This is a genomic window from Paraburkholderia sp. BR10141 (assembly GCF_056155635.1).
In genome coordinates, this window is sequence record NZ_JBMIQH010000003.1 from 220161 (window position 1) to 235972 (window position 15812).

Annotated in this window: 13 protein-coding genes; 2 read left to right on the top strand and 11 right to left on the bottom strand. The window is 62.8% G+C overall.

Annotation, left to right across the window (positions count from 1 at the left end):
- The first annotated feature begins 47 nt into the window (after window positions 1–47).
- A complete protein-coding gene (locus tag ACOJB8_RS05710; RefSeq protein WP_368684366.1) occupies window positions 48–1577 on the top strand; it encodes a SulP family inorganic anion transporter in 1530 nt (509 codons plus the stop codon).
- A gap of 220 nt (window positions 1578–1797) precedes the next feature.
- On the opposite strand, the gene ACOJB8_RS05715 is transcribed toward ACOJB8_RS05710, so the two are convergent.
- The 5 genes from ACOJB8_RS05715 to ACOJB8_RS05735 form a co-directional block, all read right to left on the bottom strand.
- Window positions 1798–2535, bottom strand: a complete 738-nt coding sequence (locus ACOJB8_RS05715) for a BON domain-containing protein (protein ID WP_475011448.1) — start codon at window positions 2533–2535, stop codon at window positions 1798–1800.
- 134 nt (window positions 2536–2669) lie between these two features.
- Window positions 2670–4169: a type I glutamate--ammonia ligase gene (glnA, locus tag ACOJB8_RS05720; RefSeq protein WP_368617540.1), complete on the bottom strand. Its 1500-nt coding sequence runs from the start codon at window positions 4167–4169 to the stop codon at window positions 2670–2672.
- Between the two features lie 19 nt (window positions 4170–4188).
- Entirely contained in the window at window positions 4189–4392 is a 204-nt protein-coding gene (locus tag ACOJB8_RS05725; protein WP_069262085.1) for a hypothetical protein, read from the bottom strand.
- A gap of 61 nt (window positions 4393–4453) precedes the next feature.
- Window positions 4454–5428 (bottom strand): cysteine synthase A, encoded by a 975-nt coding sequence (locus ACOJB8_RS05730; RefSeq protein ID WP_368603131.1) that lies wholly within the window; start codon window positions 5426–5428, stop codon window positions 4454–4456.
- A 168-nt stretch (window positions 5429–5596) separates the two neighbouring features.
- Window positions 5597–5941: a hypothetical protein gene (locus ACOJB8_RS05735; RefSeq protein WP_069262087.1), complete on the bottom strand. Its 345-nt coding sequence runs from the start codon at window positions 5939–5941 to the stop codon at window positions 5597–5599.
- A 321-nt stretch (window positions 5942–6262) separates the two neighbouring features.
- Here ACOJB8_RS05735 and ACOJB8_RS05740 point away from each other — a divergent pair, with 321 nt between their 5' ends.
- Window positions 6263–7240 (top strand): pseudouridine-5'-phosphate glycosidase, encoded by a 978-nt coding sequence (locus tag ACOJB8_RS05740; protein WP_475011454.1) that lies wholly within the window; start codon window positions 6263–6265, stop codon window positions 7238–7240.
- Here ACOJB8_RS05740 and atzF read toward each other — a convergent pair.
- The 6 genes from atzF to ACOJB8_RS05770 all read right to left on the bottom strand — a co-directional run bounded on the left by atzF (window position 7237) and on the right by ACOJB8_RS05770 (window position 15804).
- Entirely contained in the window at window positions 7237–9039 is a 1803-nt protein-coding gene (atzF, locus tag ACOJB8_RS05745) for an allophanate hydrolase (protein ID WP_475011456.1), read from the bottom strand. The two genes, ACOJB8_RS05740 and atzF, sit on opposite strands and share 4 nt — an antisense overlap.
- 18 nt (window positions 9040–9057) lie before the next feature.
- On the bottom strand, window positions 9058–12657 hold the full coding sequence (gene uca, locus ACOJB8_RS05750; protein WP_475011457.1) for an urea carboxylase: 3600 nt from the start codon (window positions 12655–12657) through the stop codon (window positions 9058–9060).
- A gap of 172 nt (window positions 12658–12829) precedes the next feature.
- Entirely contained in the window at window positions 12830–13471 is a 642-nt protein-coding gene (locus ACOJB8_RS05755) for an urea amidolyase associated protein UAAP2 (protein ID WP_475011459.1), read from the bottom strand.
- A gap of 14 nt (window positions 13472–13485) precedes the next feature.
- Window positions 13486–14190 carry an urea amidolyase associated protein UAAP1 gene (locus ACOJB8_RS05760; protein WP_069262092.1) on the bottom strand — a complete coding sequence of 235 codons (705 nt, stop codon included), beginning with the start codon at window positions 14188–14190 and terminating at the stop codon, window positions 13486–13488.
- A 13-nt stretch (window positions 14191–14203) separates the two neighbouring features.
- Window positions 14204–14992: an ABC transporter ATP-binding protein gene (locus ACOJB8_RS05765; RefSeq protein WP_069262093.1), complete on the bottom strand. Its 789-nt coding sequence runs from the start codon at window positions 14990–14992 to the stop codon at window positions 14204–14206.
- The gene (locus tag ACOJB8_RS05770; RefSeq protein WP_069262094.1) at window positions 14989–15804 is read right to left on the bottom strand and encodes an ABC transporter permease; all 816 of its coding nucleotides are present in this window, start codon (window positions 15802–15804) and stop codon (window positions 14989–14991) included. Before ACOJB8_RS05770 ends, ACOJB8_RS05765 begins: the two co-directional genes overlap by 4 nt.
- Window positions 15805–15812: the final 8 nt, after the last annotated feature.

The following is a 15812-nucleotide window of genomic DNA, read 5'->3' on the forward strand; positions in this document are numbered from 1 at the left end:
ACCGCCGCCGTCGAGTCCTCCACCCTTCTTTTCTACCCGCTTCCATCATGACTTCGAAAGCTTCACTGTCCGCGCTTGCGCGTGACCTCGCCGCCGGCACCGTCGTCTTTCTCGTCGCCCTGCCGCTATGCCTCGGCATTGCAAGGGCTTCTGGGGCCGAGCCGTTGGCCGGCCTCGTTTCCGGTATTGTCGGCGGCATCGTCGTCGCCGCGCTCAGCGGCTCGCGCCTGAGCGTGAGCGGCCCCGCCGCTGGCCTCGTCGTGATCGTCGTGGATGGCATCGCGCGCCTCGGCAGTTTCTCTGCATTCCTGATTGCTGTGCTGCTCGCCGGTGTGCTGCAGTTCGGCTTTGGCATGCTCAAAGCCGGGCGGCTCGCCTCGTATGTGCCCACACCCGTCATCAAGGGCATGCTCGCCGCCATTGGCCTGATGCTGGTCATCAAGCAGATCCCGCTCGCGCTCGGACTGACGTCGGGCAACGAGACCGGGTCTCTCACTCACGCGCTCGAGTCGATCTCGCCCATCGTATGCACGGTCACTGTGATCTCGCTCGCCATTCTCGCGGGTTGGGAAACACGCGCCTTGCGACGCTTCGCATTGGTGCGGCTCGTGCCCGCACCGCTCGTCGTCGTGCTTGCGGGCGTGAGCGCGACGCTGGTTTGTGGCTCGCTCGGCTCGGCATTCGCGTTGCCGGTCGAACAACGCGTGGCACTGCCTGCCATCGAATCATTCGCGGCCCTCGGCGACGCTCTTCAGTTCGGTGAATTCGAGCTGAGCGTCGCGCGCTTTGCCGACCCGGAGATCTGGATCGTCGCCCTGACCCTCGCCGTCGTTGCAAGTCTCGAGACGCTGCTGAGCCTCGAAGCGGTCGAACAGATCGACCCGCAGCGGCGCGCCGCGCCGCCCAACCGTGAACTCAAGGCGCAAGGGGTCGGCAATATCGTCGCCGGCGCGATCGGCGGACTGCCCATTACTTCGGTCATCGTGCGCAGCTCGGCCAACGTGCATGCCGGCGCGCAAAGCCGGCTCTCTGCGATCGTGCACGGCGTGCTGCTACTCGTCAGCGTGTTTGCACTCACCGACGTGATCAACATGATTCCGCTCGCGAGTCTTGCGGCCATCCTCATTCACACCGGCCTCAAGCTCGCCAAACCTTCGTTGTTCGTCGCGCTCGCGAAACAAGGCGCGGCGCCGTTCGCGCCATTCATCGTTACGATCGCCAGCGTGCTCGCCACCGACCTCCTCACGGGGATCATGCTCGGCGTGCTGTGCAGCGCGGGCCTCGCGCTGTGGGCGAATCTGCATCGGCCGATCGCGCTCGCGCGGCACGACGATCATTTCCTGGTCTCCTTTCGCAAGGACGTATCTTTTTTAGGCAAGGTGCCGCTCAAGCAGATGCTCGCTCACATCCCGGATCGCGCGACAGTGATTGTCGACACCTCGCGCGCCGATTACATCGATTACGATGTGCGCGAACTGCTCGACCGTTTCATTGCCGAAGCTCCGTTGCGGTCGATCGCGGTGGAAGTCCGCCATGCTGCGGCCGTGCTACCGCCTGCGACTCGCTCGGGCATTTGAGCGCTCGCCCAGCGATGCCTGAGGGGTGCATGGCGGACAGCCCGGAACGCGCCATTGGGTTTTGGGTGCTTCCTCGGGAAGCCGACCGCTGCCGCCGAATTGCTTGCTGCCCAGCAGTGAGCAGCGCCATGACCCGCAGGTACGCGCACAGCCACCATGCGGCTATCAGATCCTGTGATCGCCCGATGCCGGGGAATTTCGCGATGGCGACGACTCACACTCAGGCGCGCACCTCGATCCGGTTGACCACGCCTCCTACGGTGTCCAGACACCACGCATCCATCTCTGCCTGGCGCCTCTCAGCTTCGGTCGCTACACGCCCCGCAAGCGTAATCCGCTTGCTCTCCACGTTGATTGTGATTTGTTCTGCGTGAACGCGCGGATCGGATTCGAGCACGAGAGCGAGGGCCTCGTGAATCTCTTCGTCGCCATCCGCTTCGGCCGGCACCAACTCCAGCAGATTCGTCACGTCCCGGCACCCGCCGACCCACCACGCGATCACGCTTGCGAGCCGTCGATGCGACAGGCTCATCACCTGGCCCGTCAACGTCACGACGCCACCTTCCACGGTGACCTCCACAACGCCGCCGCCCTCCTCGCCGGCCTGGTCCATGGTGCCGCGCAGCATTTCGAGCTGGTCTTTCACGCGCGCACATATCACACAGTTGCGGAACTCCACCGTTCGCAAAATCCGTTCGCAGATCCGCGTGCGCAACTCGCCGTCGCCAATCGGCGGCTCAGCGCTGACGCGCAGTCGGTCAATGAGGGGTTCGCCGTCGCTGCAAGTCCGGGTCAACCGAATAAACCGCTTCTTGGACGCTATGTCCGGCACTTCGCCTGCAACCGTCAAGGCACCGCTATCGCGGCTGATGTGAATGGGGCAATTGTGGAGTTTCAGGTGCGATTCGCGTTCGAACGCCGCCATCACCTGCTTGAGGATCGCATCAGGGCGTTGCATGATTTGCCTCGCGCAAAGGGGAACGAAGCAGCCCCCTCGATGCCCCGCAGTACAAAACGCGTCACGCGAGGCGGGCGCCGCCCAATTCATTATAGTTATTGCGCCCATCCTTCCCCTCAGCGTTGCACGTGTGATCAGACGTCGAAGTACAGATAAAACTCCCACGGATGCGGACGCAGCCTGATTGCGTCGATCTCATGCTTGCGCTTGTACTCAAGCCACGTATCGATGACATCTTCAGTGAAGACATCGCCTCTGCGCAGAAACTCGTTGTCGGCCTCGAGCGCATTCAGCGATTCGTCGAGCGAACCCGGCACCTGACGGACGTCCTTCGCTTTCTCGGGCGGCAGGTCGTAAATGTTGACGTCAAGCGGATCGCCTGGGTCTGTCCTGTTTTCGATGCCGTCGAGCCCGGCCATCAGCATTGCTGAGAAGGCGAGATACGCATTGGCCGACGGATCGGGACACCGGAACTCGACGCGCCGCGCGTTCGGCGAATCGGAGTACATCGGAATGCGCGCGGCCGCCGAGCGGTTGCGTTGTGACATCGCCAGATTCACCGGCGCTTCATATCCGGGCACGAGGCGCTTGTAGGAGTTCGTGGTCGGAGCGCAGAACGCCATCAGCGCTGGCGCATGCTTAAGCAGGCCGCCGATATACCATCGACACATGTCAGACGTAAGCGCCCAGCCATGCGCATCGTAGAACAGATTCTCGTCGTCCTTCCACAGGCTTTGATGGCAGTGCATGCCGCTCGCATTGTCGGCGAAGAGCGGCTTCGGCATAAACGTCGCCACCTTGCCGTGCTGGCGCGCGACGTTCTTGCAGATGTACTTGTAGATCATGACGTTGTCGGCCATCCGCGTAAGCGTGGAAAACCGCATGTCGATTTCGTTCTGCCCCGCTGTCGCCACCTCGTGGTGATGCACTTCCACCTGCACGCCGGCCTGTTGAAGCAACAACACGATCGTCGAGCGGATGTCCTGCAGTGTGTCGTGCGGCGGCGCCGGGAAATATCCTTCCTTGAAGCGAGGCTTGTAACCGAGGTTGCCGCCGCCATACGCGCCTTCGTCGCGGCCCGAATTCCAGTCCCCTTCGGCAGATTCGACAAAGAAGTAGCCGCTATGGGCATCCTGGCCAAAACGGATCGAATCGAATATGAAGAACTCGAGCTCGGGCCCGAAATAGCACGTCGTCGCCATGCCGGTCTGCTTCAGGTAGGCTTCGGCCTTCTTCGCGATGTAGCGCGGGTCGCGCGAGTACGGCTGATGCAACACCGGATCGATCACGTCGCAGATCATCGAAAGTGTGGGCGTTTCGCTCACGTGATCGATGAACGTGGTCGTGGGATCCGGCTTGAGAAGCATGTCGGATTCCTGAATTTCCTGAAATCCGCGGATCGACGAACCGTCGAAACCGATCCCGTTGGCAAAGAGGTCTTCGTGCACCTCGGGCAGCGTGATCGAAAAGTGCTGCCAGAGACCGGGCAGATCCGTGAATTTGAGGTCGACGATCTGAATCTTGTGTTCGCGCAGTAGTTCGATAACCTGTTGCGGGTTATCAGGACGCGCGACACGATAACTGCCGGCGTCGACGGTTACATCGAACGCCGGTGCACCTCGTGGACTGGCCATGGGGACTCTCCCTGCGCAGCTACTGATCGTGTGCGAGCGCTTCGAGACGGGCGTAGCCCGCGTCTTTCGCCGCGCGCTCCGTCGCAAAGGGCTCTTCGGCGACGAGCGAGCGCCGCACTTCGCGCGCATCGAAATCGACGAGCGAGATAACCCACACCCAACCGCCGATCTGCTCGGCCGTCTGCACGAATGCGCGCACGTTGCCTTTGTCCTTGGTGCTCATTTGACCTCCTCACGAGATAAACACAAGGGGAACATGGGTGACGCCAGACTTGACGGGCAGTCTACGCCGGGACCAGGCCCCTTTGTTTCAACCAGTCCAGATTGAAAAGGCGGGAGCGGTACAACTCGCCGCCGTCGCACAGCAGTGTGACGATCGTATGCCCCGGCCCCATCTCCCGGGCAAGCCTGACAGCAGCCGCGACGTTGATGCCTGTCGAACCGCCGACATAGAGCCCTTCTTCGCGCAGCAATCGGTAGACCATGGTGACGCATGACTGGTCGTCGATCTGATAAGCGTCATCGATCGGCGTGCCGTCGAGGTTCGCGGTAAGGCGGCTGGAGCCGATCCCCTCGGTAATCGAGCTGCCTTCCGCGTGAATCTCGCCCGTCTTCACGTAGCTGTACAAGCCGCTGCCGTACGGGTCGGCGAGAACGATCCACAGATCGCGGTTCTTCTCCTTCAGGAAGCGGGCCACCCCGGCGAGGGTGCCGCCAGTACCGGTCGCGCTGACGAACGCATCGACCGTGCCAGCGGTATCGCGCCAGATTTCTGGGCCGGTGCTCTCGTAGTGAGCCTTGCGATTGGCAAGGTTGTCGAACTGGTTCGCCCAGATCGCGTCGTCCAGTTCCTCCGCGAGCCTTCCGGCGATCTTCTGGTAGTTGTTCGGGTCCTTGTAGGGGGCGGCCGGTACCGGGTGGACTTCCGCACCCAGGACGCGCAACAGTTCCATTTTCGCGGGAGACTGCGTCTCGGGAATAACGATGACACAGCGATAGCCGCGAGCCGCGCAAATATGGGCAAGGCCGATGCCGGTATTGCCCGCAGTCCCTTCCACTACCGTGCCGCCGGGCCTAAGTTCGCCACGCTGCTCGGCGTCCAGAATAATGGACAGCGCCGCCCGGTCCTTCACCGAACCACCCGGGTTCATGAATTCGGCCTTACCGAGAATCTCGCAGCCGGTTTCGTCGCTGAGACGAGCGAGCCTGATCAGCGGCGTGTCGCCTACGCACCCGACAAAACCCGTCCGAACATGCATATCCTTCCCCCTGCAATCGCAAGCCTGGCATCAGGCCACTCTCACACTGGAAGCATAGGCAAAGATCCGGCGCACTTCCCGACGTTTGAGGGCAGTCGGTGAAGATGACCGGGAAGGGGATACGCCGACTCACTTGCAAAAAGCTTGCCAACGATCAGGGCACGCCGATCACCGCCCGGTCAGCAGCCGAAGGATCTTCTGCACGATGCGTTCGTGCAACTCGAGCGCCTCACCGAGCGTGCTTGCGCCAAAGCTCTCGTTGTCTTTTCGCGCTTGCATTCCGGCGATGCGCGTCACGAAGAGCGCGGGCTCGGCGGTCCGCGCGTCAGTCACACCGCGAAATCGCGTCGTGACCGTCACGCCGGACTCTTCGAGCAGCGTGCGGCGAAAGATCAATTCGTTTTCGGCCATCCAGCGCGACCACTCGCTGCGGTCGAACACCTCGACAGGCCTGTTCTTCGCGTCGAGGATGTAGAAGCGTTCGCACTGGGGCGGGATCGGGCGGGTTCTCATCTATTCCGATCCGGAAGGTGCGAGCAGGAAGCCGATCGCCTCCCGCCACCGGCTATCGTCGACGTGGCCAGGCCAGTCGTTATGCTCAGCCGCCTGGGAAAGTAGAGAAAACGTTCCTGCAACATGGCGACGCCTGTCAAATGGATCGGCACGCGAAAGCGAGCCTCAGTTCGATTCCCGTGAACAATGCGCCGGTCAGGATCTATCCGCAACCCGGACTGCCCGATCGTTCGTCTGGAGCACGTGGATCGGGCGAGCGATGCGCTGTGAAGCGTCCCCATGCGGCATACTCGAGTCCACGATACCCGAAGGCCCAAAGACATGGTTGCCGACCTCGCACACTCCTGGTTGACGTTCAGCGCGGCTGTAGCCGCTGCAAAGGCCGCCGGCCGCCCGCTTGTCGCGCTCGAGTCGAGCATCATCGCTCACGGCATGCCCTATCCGGAGAATATTCGCACTGCGCGCGAAGTGGAGGCCCTGGTCCGCGCGACGGGAGCCGAACCCGCGACGATTGCACTGATCGGGGGGCGAATTCACATCGGACTTGCTGACGACGAACTGGAACTGCTCGGCCGCTCTGAGCATGTACACAAAGTTAGCCGCCGCGACCTGCCGGCTGTGCTGGCCGCCGGCGGGCTCGGTGCCACGACAGTGGCTGGCACGATGATATGTGCCGCGCTGGCCGGCATCGAGGTCTTCGTCACCGGAGGCATTGGCGGCGTGCACCGGGGCGCGCAGGAAACCTTCGACATCTCGGCCGACCTGCAGGAATTGGCAAAGACCTCGGTGGCGGTGGTGTGTGCCGGTGCGAAGTCCGTCCTGGACATCGGGCTCACACTGGAATACCTGGAGACTTACGGCGTGCCGGTGCTCAGTTGCGGGCAGGACAATTTCGCGGCGTTCTACACGCGCGATAGCGGCTTTCGCGCGGACTTCCGGCTGGACGACGCAGCGGACCAGGCGCGCTTCATCCGCACCAAGTGGAACCTGGGCCTCGAGGGCGGCGTAGTGTTGAGCACGCCGGTGCCGGAGGCATCAGCGATGCAGTCCGCAGAGATCGACGCGCTGACTCAGCAGGCGCTGACTGAGGCCAGGGCACAAGGCATCACAGGTAAGGCCGTGACGCCCTTCCTTCTGTCTCGCATCACGGCACTCACGGGTGGACGCAGTCTGGCGACGAACATCGCGATCGTGAAACACAACGCCGAGGTCGGGGCACGACTGGCGCTGGCGTTGGCACACAGGTTGTGCACTGGATGTCGCGACGAGCGTTCCATCTCGCAGGGTCAATCGGGCTAGCGCTCGCTCGCGAGCCATGCACGCCATCCGCCGAATCCGGAGATATCGGTTCCCGACTTCACGCCATAGGGTTCGCACAAGAAGCCGGTCACCCACGAGCCGTCCGACAATTCGACCTTCCCCAGCACCAGCGGAGACGGCACCGTTGCCATGAACGAGCCTAACTCGACGCTCGGCATGTCCCAGACTTCGACCGCGATCTCGGAGCCGTTCCCGGCAACTCGCCACAATCCCGGGCGTCGGGTGCCGTCCGCGGAAGGCGGCAGCGCGGCCAGCCGATAATGGGCAGCCGTATGCGTTACCTGCATGCGTCGCGCGCCTCGCGAAACCAGGTCCTTGTTCAACGGCAGCCCTTGCATGTGAGCACCGCACACCGCGACGCGAATCCGGTCGTTGGCCGCGACTCGCCTGGCGGAAGGCTCCGGGCGGCTTACGCCAACACATTCGATGCCACTCGCCGTCTGCAACACATCGGCAACCCCCAGCAGATACTGGTCGGTGAACGCGCGGCCAAAGACCGTCACGCCCCACGGGAGCCCGTTCTTCATGAACGCTGTCGGCGTGGCGACGGCCGCGTAATCGAGCAGATTCATGAAGTTCGTGTAGTAGCCGAGCAATGAGTTCGGCCCAATCGGGTCCTTCTCCAGTTCAGCGAGCGTCACAGGGCGCGGATACGTCGGCGTCAGCACGAAGTCCAATGAATCGAGCACCGCATCGCAGATCGCCTTCAACGCCTGCAGACGATACTGCGCGCGAAACAGTTCGACCGCCGTCGCGCCCGGCGCCTTGGCCAGCACGTTCCGAATAACGGGAAGCACGGCGTCCGGCGTCGCTGACATCAACTCTCCGGCCACGCTGTAGCGCTCCGCAACCCACGGGCCCTGATAAAGGAGATTCGCGGCCTCGACAAAGGGCTCGAAATCGATCTCCACTGCCTCGCCGCCTGCTGCTTCCAGACGCGCACGCGCGCTTGCGAACAATTCCGGACTCTCAGCGCATCCCGCGAATTCAAGACGCGCCGGAACCCCGAACCGGAACGACGTAGGCTTGCCGAACGCGCTTGCCGAGTTCCATTGCGGGTTTCTGCGACTGTATGCATCGCGAACGTCGGTTTGTGCGGTCAATGAGAGAAGCTCACTGGCCTCGCCGGCTGTTGCCGTGAAGTAGGTCACGCAATCGAGTGTGCGGCACGCCGGGACGACACCCGCCGTCGACAGGATGCCTTTGGTCGGCTTGAGTCCGATGAGATTGTTCAGGCCGGCAGGCACACGTCCCGACCCCGCCGTGTCGGTACCGAGCGCGAAACTCGCCACGCCCAATGCAACGGCAAGCGATGAACCCGCGCTGGAACCACCCGACGGGTAGCCAGGATGCACGCTGTTGCGGCATTTGCCGTATGGCGAACGCGTGCCGTTCAGACCCGTCGCGAACTGGTCGAGATTGGTCTTCCCGATCGGGATGGCGCCAAGCGAAATCAGCTGGCTGACGAGCGTCGCGGACTCCTTTGGCATGTACGCAAAGCCGGGGCACGCGGCGGTCGTTTGGACTCCTGCAAGGTCGATGTTGTCCTTGATCGCGAACGGGACGCCGTACAACGGCAGACGCTCGAAGTCCTGCTTCTCGAGCCAGTCGAGGTATGGCGCGACTTCGCTTTCGGTCAGTAGATGAATGAAGAGATTGAACTCCGGATTCAGCGCGCTCGCTTTTCCGAGCAGTTCAGTCACGAGCGTGCGCGGCGTGAGGCGCCCGTCACGATACGCGCTGCGAAGCGTGGAAAGCCGCAGATCGAATGTCGGCATGATTTTCTGTCCTTGTACTTAATGGCGTTCAATGACTGCGACTCGTTGCCCTGCGCGCACGGGCGAGCCGGGGGCCACGTAAATATCGCCGACGGTCCCCGCACAGGAGGCGAACACCGAAATCTCCATCTTCATCGACTCCACAATGAGCAATACGTCGCCCGCGGCAACGACGTCTCCCGTCTTCACCTTCACCTGCCAGAGGCTGCCGGCGATTTCACAGTCCACGGCGATCTGCCCGTCTTCCAACGGAGCCAGTTGGGCGTCCTCCGCGTCCGGTGCCTCGATTGCCTCTTCAGGGGTGCCCGCTTCGCGCCAACGCTCGCGCTCGGCCTGGAAGGCCGCCTGCTGTCGCGAACGGAACTTGCCGATGCTGTCGGCTTCGCTCTCGAGAAACGCTTGATAGTCCGGCAGCGAGAGTTCCGACTCTTCAATCTTCAACGGATAACGCCCAAGCGGAAAATCGGCGCGGATGCGAAGCAATTCGTCGGCCGACACTTCGTAGAAGCGAATCTGGTCGAAGAAGCGCAGCAAATAGTGCTGACCGGCGAAATTCGCGACCTTGCGATAGCGATTCCACATCTGCAGCGTGCGGCCGACGAATTGATAGCCGCCGGGCCCTTCCATGCCGTACACGCACAGATACGCGCCGCCGATGCCGACCGAGTTCTCCGCGGTCCACGTACGGGCCGGGTTGTATTTGGTCGTCACGAGGCGATGACGCGGATCGAGCGGGGTCGCAACGGGTGCACCCAGGTAGACGTCACCGAGACCCATCACGAGATAGCTCGCGTCGAACACGATCTCTTTGACGGCATCGATGGATTCGAGGTCGTTGATCCGGCGAATGAACTCGAGGTTGCTCGGGCACCACGGCGCATCTTTGCGCACCGTGGTCATGTATTTTTCAATCGCAAGCTGGCACGCCGGGTCATCCCAGGAGAGCGGAATGTGCACGATCCGCGACGGCACGCGCAAATCCTTCTTCAGCAAGACCTGCTCCCACGCCTGACGTACGACATCCAGCAATTGCGCGAGCGCCAGCTGCTCCGGTCGATAGTGAATCTGGAGGGAACGGATGCCAGGCGTCAGATCAACGACGCCGGGAAGCGCCATGGCCTCGAGAGACTGCATGAGCGCGTGCCCACGAAAGCGCGAGACGAGGTCCAGCTCGGCGGGCCCAATCTCGAGCAGCAGATGCGTGTCACCGGACACGCGCGCAACGAGCCGCTCGCCGCCCGAACCCAGGTCGAGCACGATGGGCGAGGTCAGGGACGAGCGTTTGCAGGTCGACGCGTTCGACTCGACCTCCAGGCTTTCCAGTTCGCGGGCGCGTTGACGTGCGGCTTCACGCGCCTCTTCTACCTCCACCGGAACGAAGCGGATCTTGTCGCCGGCCTTCAGTTGCCCGATGTGCCAGAGGTCGGCCTCGATGATGGTCACCGGACAGACGAAGCCGCCAAGACTCGGTCCATCGGGGCCGAGAATCACGGGCATGTCGCCCGTGAAATCGATGGCGCCGACCGCATAGGGATTATCGTGAATATTCGACGGGTGCAGCCCGGCCTCGCCGCCGTCTTCGCGAGCCCATTCCGGCTTCGGCCCGATCAGGCGCACACCGGTGCGGCTCGAGTTGAAGTGAACTTCCCAATCCGTCTCCAGAAACCTTTCGATGTAGCGCGAGCTGAAGTACTCTGGCGCGCCGTGCGGACCATAGATCACGCGGAGGCTCCGCACGTCTTCGAGCTTCGGCGCGGCATTCAGCGTCTTGCAAAACTGCGGATTCTCGAGCGGATAGAGGTGAAGTACGTCACCTGCGCGTATTGCGCGCCCGCCATGCCCGCCGAACTGACCGAGCGTGAAGGTGCTGCGGCTGCCGAGATACACACCGACGTCCAGGCCGCCGCGTACGCACAGATAAGCGCGTGCGCCGGCGCCGCGAATGGTGCCGAGCGACAACGTCGAGCCTGCCGGGACAAAGAGGCTCGTATTCAACGGTTGCTTGACGTCGCCGAGCAGTACGGGAATGTCCGCCCCCGTGATGGCAACGACCGCGTCGGTATTGAAACGCAGCGTCGGGCCGCTCATCGTGATTTCGAGCGCGGCGGCATCGGGGGCGTTGCCAAGCAGGCGGTTGCCCAGCCGCATGGCGCGATCATCCATCGGCCCCGAAGGCGGAATGCCGACTGCCCAGTATCCGAGACGGCCGGGGAAATCCTGGACCGTCGTCTGCGTACCGCCGCTGACGACTTCGACCGTACGGGCCTCGTACTTGAGTCCCTCGAGGCACCGGGTCCATGGTTCGCCCGATGCAAACGGCTTGTCGTCCAGGATCTGACGCAGATAGTCGCGGTTCGTCTCCACGCCGTAAATGCGCGTGCTTTCGAGCGCGTCCTTGAGCGCGCTGCGCGCCTCGTCGCGAGTCTGGGACCAGGCGATCACCTTGGCGAGCATCGGGTCGAAGTACGGCGGCACTTCGCAGCCGGCTTCGATCCACGTGTCGATGCGTAGCGCGCGACCGTCGGCTGGCGGGAACGCGACGTCGGTCAGCAGGCCGGGGCTGGGCTTGAAGTCCCGGCCGGGGTCCTCTGCATAGAGCCGCGCCTGAATCGCATGGCCGCGCGGCGTCAGCTTCGCTGCGAGTTCATGCAACGGCTCGAGCGTGCCCGCTGCCAGCTCGATCATCCAGCGCACGAGGTCGACACCCCACACCTGCTCCGTTACGCCGTGCTCCACCTGCAGGCGCGTGTTGACTTCGAGGAAGTAGAACTGCTCGGCGGCGCTGTCGTACACGAACTCGACGGTGCCGGCGGAGCGATAGTCCACCGCCTTCGCGAGCTTCACGGCAGCCGCACACAGTGCCTCGGAAATCCCGTCCGGCAAGCACGGCGCGGGCGTTTCCTCGAGCACTTTCTGGTTGCGCCGCTGCACAGAGCAGTCGCGCACGCCGAGTGCGATGGCATCGCCCTTGCCATCTCCGAAGACCTGCACTTCAAGATGTCGCGCCCGCTCGATGTACTTTTCGAGGAAAACGCCGGAGTCGCTGAAATTGTTTTCACCGAGGCGCTTCACGGCATCGAAATGCGCACTGAGTTCGGCCGCGTTCCAGCACACACGCATGCCGATACCGCCGCCGCCGGCCGTGCTCTTCAACATCACCGGATAGCCGATGACTTCCGCCGCTTCCAGCCCCGCCATCAGGTCACCGAGCAAGCCGGTGCCCCTGAGCATCGGCACGCCCTCCTTCTCCGCGATTTCGCGCGCCGTGTGCTTCAGGCCGAAGGCGCGCAACTGCGCGGGCGTGGGCCCGATGAACGCGATGCCTGCCGCTTCGCAAGCCTCGCCAAAGGCGGCGTTCTCGGAGAGGAATCCATACCCGGGATGAATGGCCTGCACGCCCTCGCGGCGAGCGATCTCGAGGATTTTTTTCGTGTCGAGATAGGTCATTGCCGCGGGCCCGTCGCCCAGGCAGTGCGCGACGGGAGCCTCGCTTACATGACGGCTCGCTCTATCCGCCTCCGCAAAAACGGAGACTCCGGTGACATCGAGTTCGCGCAGCGTTCTGAGAATCCGGCACGCGATAGCGCCACGATTGGCGATAAGAATCTTCTCGAACATGGAAGGAATCTTGATTCAGAGGCGGGCCGTCCCGCCGTGGGAGATGCGAGCCGCGGTCGTCCACGGCCGTATTCGCGTCAGCGATCTGCCTGAGTCAGCGCTTCGCGCGTCAGCGTGAAATGACGTCCCGCGCGCACGAGCATGGCGAACGAGATCCAGCTGCGGAGATGCTTCAGTCCCATATCAGCAGCTCCGCGGGCGTCGGGTTGTAGGCGTTGCACGGATTGTTCAACTGGGGGCAGTTGGAAATCAGCACGATCACGTCCATCTCGGCACGCAGCTCGACGTACTTCCCCGGTGCGGAAATGCCGTCTTCGAAGGTGAGGCCCCCTTCCGCCGTCACGGGCACATTCATGAAGAAGTTGACGTTCGCGCCGATGTCCTGCTTCGAGAGGCGGCCGTCATGCGCGCAAGCGCGCAGGAAGTTGTCGCGGCAGCTGTGCATATAGCGCTTTCCCAGCGCATAGCGCACGGCGTTGCTCTCCTGTGCGCAGGCACCGCCGAGCGTATCGTGGCGTCCGCAGGTATCGGCAACGACGGTCAGCATCGGATTGCCGAGATTCGAGTACAACACCGAGCCGGCCGTCAGGTAGAGCCTCTTCTGCCGACGCAGCGTGCGTTGTGGGTCAAAGCGCTCGCGCGGATCGGCGAGGCTGTAGAACAGCGTATCGACCGCCTGGTTGCCCTCCAGATCGACGATGCGCAGTGTCTGGCCCGCCTTCACTTCGTGAAGCCAGGGCTCACCCGCGGCCACCGTCTCGCGGTAGACCGCGCTCTCGGGCTGTTTGTCGCTGACGACAAGCGTGCTCATCATGAAGTGGCCTCCGCTCAAAGAAAGAATCGCTCTGTGTTGATAAACCCGCGCACGTTTTCCTCGCATGCGGTACGGCACACTTCAGCCACGCCAGGCTGCGCCTCGCTCAATTCGAGTTTCACCGCTTTGGGCGCATATTCAGGGTTCGGGTCGAGCGGGTGCTGAATCGCGGTGAGCACGACAAGCGTGTTCATCGGCGCATACAGTTCGACGTAGTCGCCGGCCTTCGAGTTGTGGCTCACGAAATTCAGCTCTCCTTCGCTCGTGACATCAACGCGGCTGAAAAGATTGAGCGTCATCAGCAGGTCTGAGATCTCGAGGCCCCACTTGCCCATCTCGACGAGCAAGTTGTCCGTGCCGTTCCGGTAGAACGCGTTGCGCAGCTCTTGATAGCGGCCGGCGCCATACCGCGCCGTGACCTCGTCGGCGTTCGTGACGCCACCGATGCTGTCGTGCCACCCGCATGTGTCGTCGACGATGGCAGCGAGAACACGCCCCATATCGGAGTACAGGCAGTGCCCCGTCGTGAGCTTTGCAGTGTGCTGGCACTTCAGCGAATCCGGGAGATTCAGTCGCTCGCTCTTCTCCGTTGCATTGACCATCATGACGCTGACATTGGCGCCACCGTGCAGGTCGGTCACGCGCAGCGATTGCCCGCGCTTCACGATGAGCGAGGTATGGCCCCCGCCCGGTACGGTTTCTTCAAGCAATAACTTCATGTTCGAGTTCCCTTCATGAGACCGCTTCGATGCTGGACGCGCCTTGAACCGCCGCGCGCGCCAGATGCACGGCGGACACCGATTCGCGGCTGCGGTCGAGTGGAATGTTGTAGGTGACACGGGCTCCGTAGGCACCCGGCGCCTGGGGGTCCACGCGGACCTTGTCGAAAACCAGCACACGGCTTCCCAACGTGAAGCCCTCTTTGAGGTCATGCGTAACCATGAAAATGGTCAGCTTCGCTTCGCGCCACAGGTCCGAGAGCAGCGTGTGCATGTCCTTGCGGATACCGGGGTCGAGTGCGCCAAACGGCTCGTCGAGCAGCAGGACGCGTGGCTTCATCATCAAGGCCTGCGCAATGGCGAGGCGTTGTTGCATACCGCCGGAGAGTTGCTGCGGGTACTTGTTCAAGGCCGCACCGAGCCCCACCCGCTCGAGCATGGCGGCCGCCTCGTCTCGCGCGGCGCGCCGCTGCGCCCCGAAGAGTCTGCCCGTGAGCTTCGCTTTCGGAAGCTCCAGTCCCAGCATCACGTTGCGCAATACGCTCAGGTGCTCGAACACCGAGTAGCGTTGAAACACCACGCCACGATGGGCATCCGGCTCGCCCGGCAGCGGTTGACCGTCCAGCAGGATCTCGCCGCGCGTCACTTGCTCCTGACCCAGCAGCAGCCGCAAAAACGTCGACTTTCCGCAGCCGGAAGCGCCGACCATCGAACAGAACTCGCCCTCCTGGATCGTCAGATTCAAACGCTCCAGAACCACCTGGCCGCCGTACTCTTTCCATACATTACGGACTTCGATCATCGCCCACCTCCGCCGTACCAGGGGAAGGACCACTGCGTGATGCGGCGAAGCAGTTCATCGGTGAGCCACGCGAGCAGCGTGATCCAGGCGACGTACGGCAGAATCAGATCCATGGAGAGGTAGCGGCGCACGAGGAAGATGCGATAGCCCAGGCCGTCCGTCGATGCGATCGCTTCGGCGGCGATGAGAAAGAGCCATGCAGCTCCGAGCGAAAGCCGCATCGCCACCAGCAGGCGCGGCAGGAGTTGGGGCAAAACCAGACGCAGAATCACCGTCCAGCTCGTAGCCCCCAACGTCTGCGCCTTGACCCACAGCTCGGCGGGAATCTCGCGGGCACGGGCATGCAGGTCCCGAATGATCATCGGCGTGATGCCGAAAACGATGAGCACGACCTTCGATAGCTCATCGAGCCCGAAGACGATGAAAAGAATCGGCAGCACGGCCAGTGGAGGCACCATCGAGACGACGGTGATGAATGGCGAGAGCGTTGCGCTGACGAGCGGAAACGAGCCAGTCGCGATAGCGGCCACCAGCGCGATTACCGCGCTCACGACGAGACCGATACCCAGTCGTCGCAAGCTCGACAGCGTGTCGTCCCACAACAGATATTCACCCGTGCGCTTGTCTTCGGTGAATGCGACCAATCTCACGGCATCGCTCATTTGCGCCGCGCTCGGAAGCAGCTTGTCATCGGGATTGAGCTTGAGCCGCTGCGCAGATCCCGTGAAATACACGGCAAACAGCACGACGAACGGCAGCAGGAGCAGCATCATGCTGCCGATCCGGCTCGGATGTCGATTGATGAGTCGCATGGTGACCG

Excerpts from the sequence above, each read along its gene's own strand:
- ACOJB8_RS05710 (WP_368684366.1), top strand. The coding sequence starts at position 48 with ATGACTTCGAAAGCTTCACTGTCCGCGCTTGCGCGTGACCTCGCCGCC.
- ACOJB8_RS05715 (WP_475011448.1), bottom strand. The coding sequence starts at position 2,535 with ATGCAACGCCCTGATGCGATCCTCAAGCAGGTGATGGCGGCGTTCGAA.
- glnA (WP_368617540.1), bottom strand. The coding sequence starts at position 4,169 with ATGGCCAGTCCACGAGGTGCACCGGCGTTCGATGTAACCGTCGACGCC.
- ACOJB8_RS05725 (WP_069262085.1), bottom strand. The coding sequence starts at position 4,392 with ATGAGCACCAAGGACAAAGGCAACGTGCGCGCATTCGTGCAGACGGCC.
- ACOJB8_RS05730 (WP_368603131.1), bottom strand. The coding sequence starts at position 5,428 with ATGCATGTTCGGACGGGTTTTGTCGGGTGCGTAGGCGACACGCCGCTG.
- ACOJB8_RS05735 (WP_069262087.1), bottom strand. The coding sequence starts at position 5,941 with ATGAGAACCCGCCCGATCCCGCCCCAGTGCGAACGCTTCTACATCCTC.
- ACOJB8_RS05740 (WP_475011454.1), top strand. The coding sequence starts at position 6,263 with ATGGTTGCCGACCTCGCACACTCCTGGTTGACGTTCAGCGCGGCTGTA.
- atzF (WP_475011456.1), bottom strand. The coding sequence starts at position 9,039 with ATGCCGACATTCGATCTGCGGCTTTCCACGCTTCGCAGCGCGTATCGT.
- uca (WP_475011457.1), bottom strand. The coding sequence starts at position 12,657 with ATGTTCGAGAAGATTCTTATCGCCAATCGTGGCGCTATCGCGTGCCGG.
- ACOJB8_RS05755 (WP_475011459.1), bottom strand. The coding sequence starts at position 13,471 with ATGATGAGCACGCTTGTCGTCAGCGACAAACAGCCCGAGAGCGCGGTC.
- ACOJB8_RS05760 (WP_069262092.1), bottom strand. The coding sequence starts at position 14,190 with ATGAAGTTATTGCTTGAAGAAACCGTACCGGGCGGGGGCCATACCTCG.
- ACOJB8_RS05765 (WP_069262093.1), bottom strand. The coding sequence starts at position 14,992 with ATGATCGAAGTCCGTAATGTATGGAAAGAGTACGGCGGCCAGGTGGTT.
- ACOJB8_RS05770 (WP_069262094.1), bottom strand. The coding sequence starts at position 15,804 with ATGCGACTCATCAATCGACATCCGAGCCGGATCGGCAGCATGATGCTG.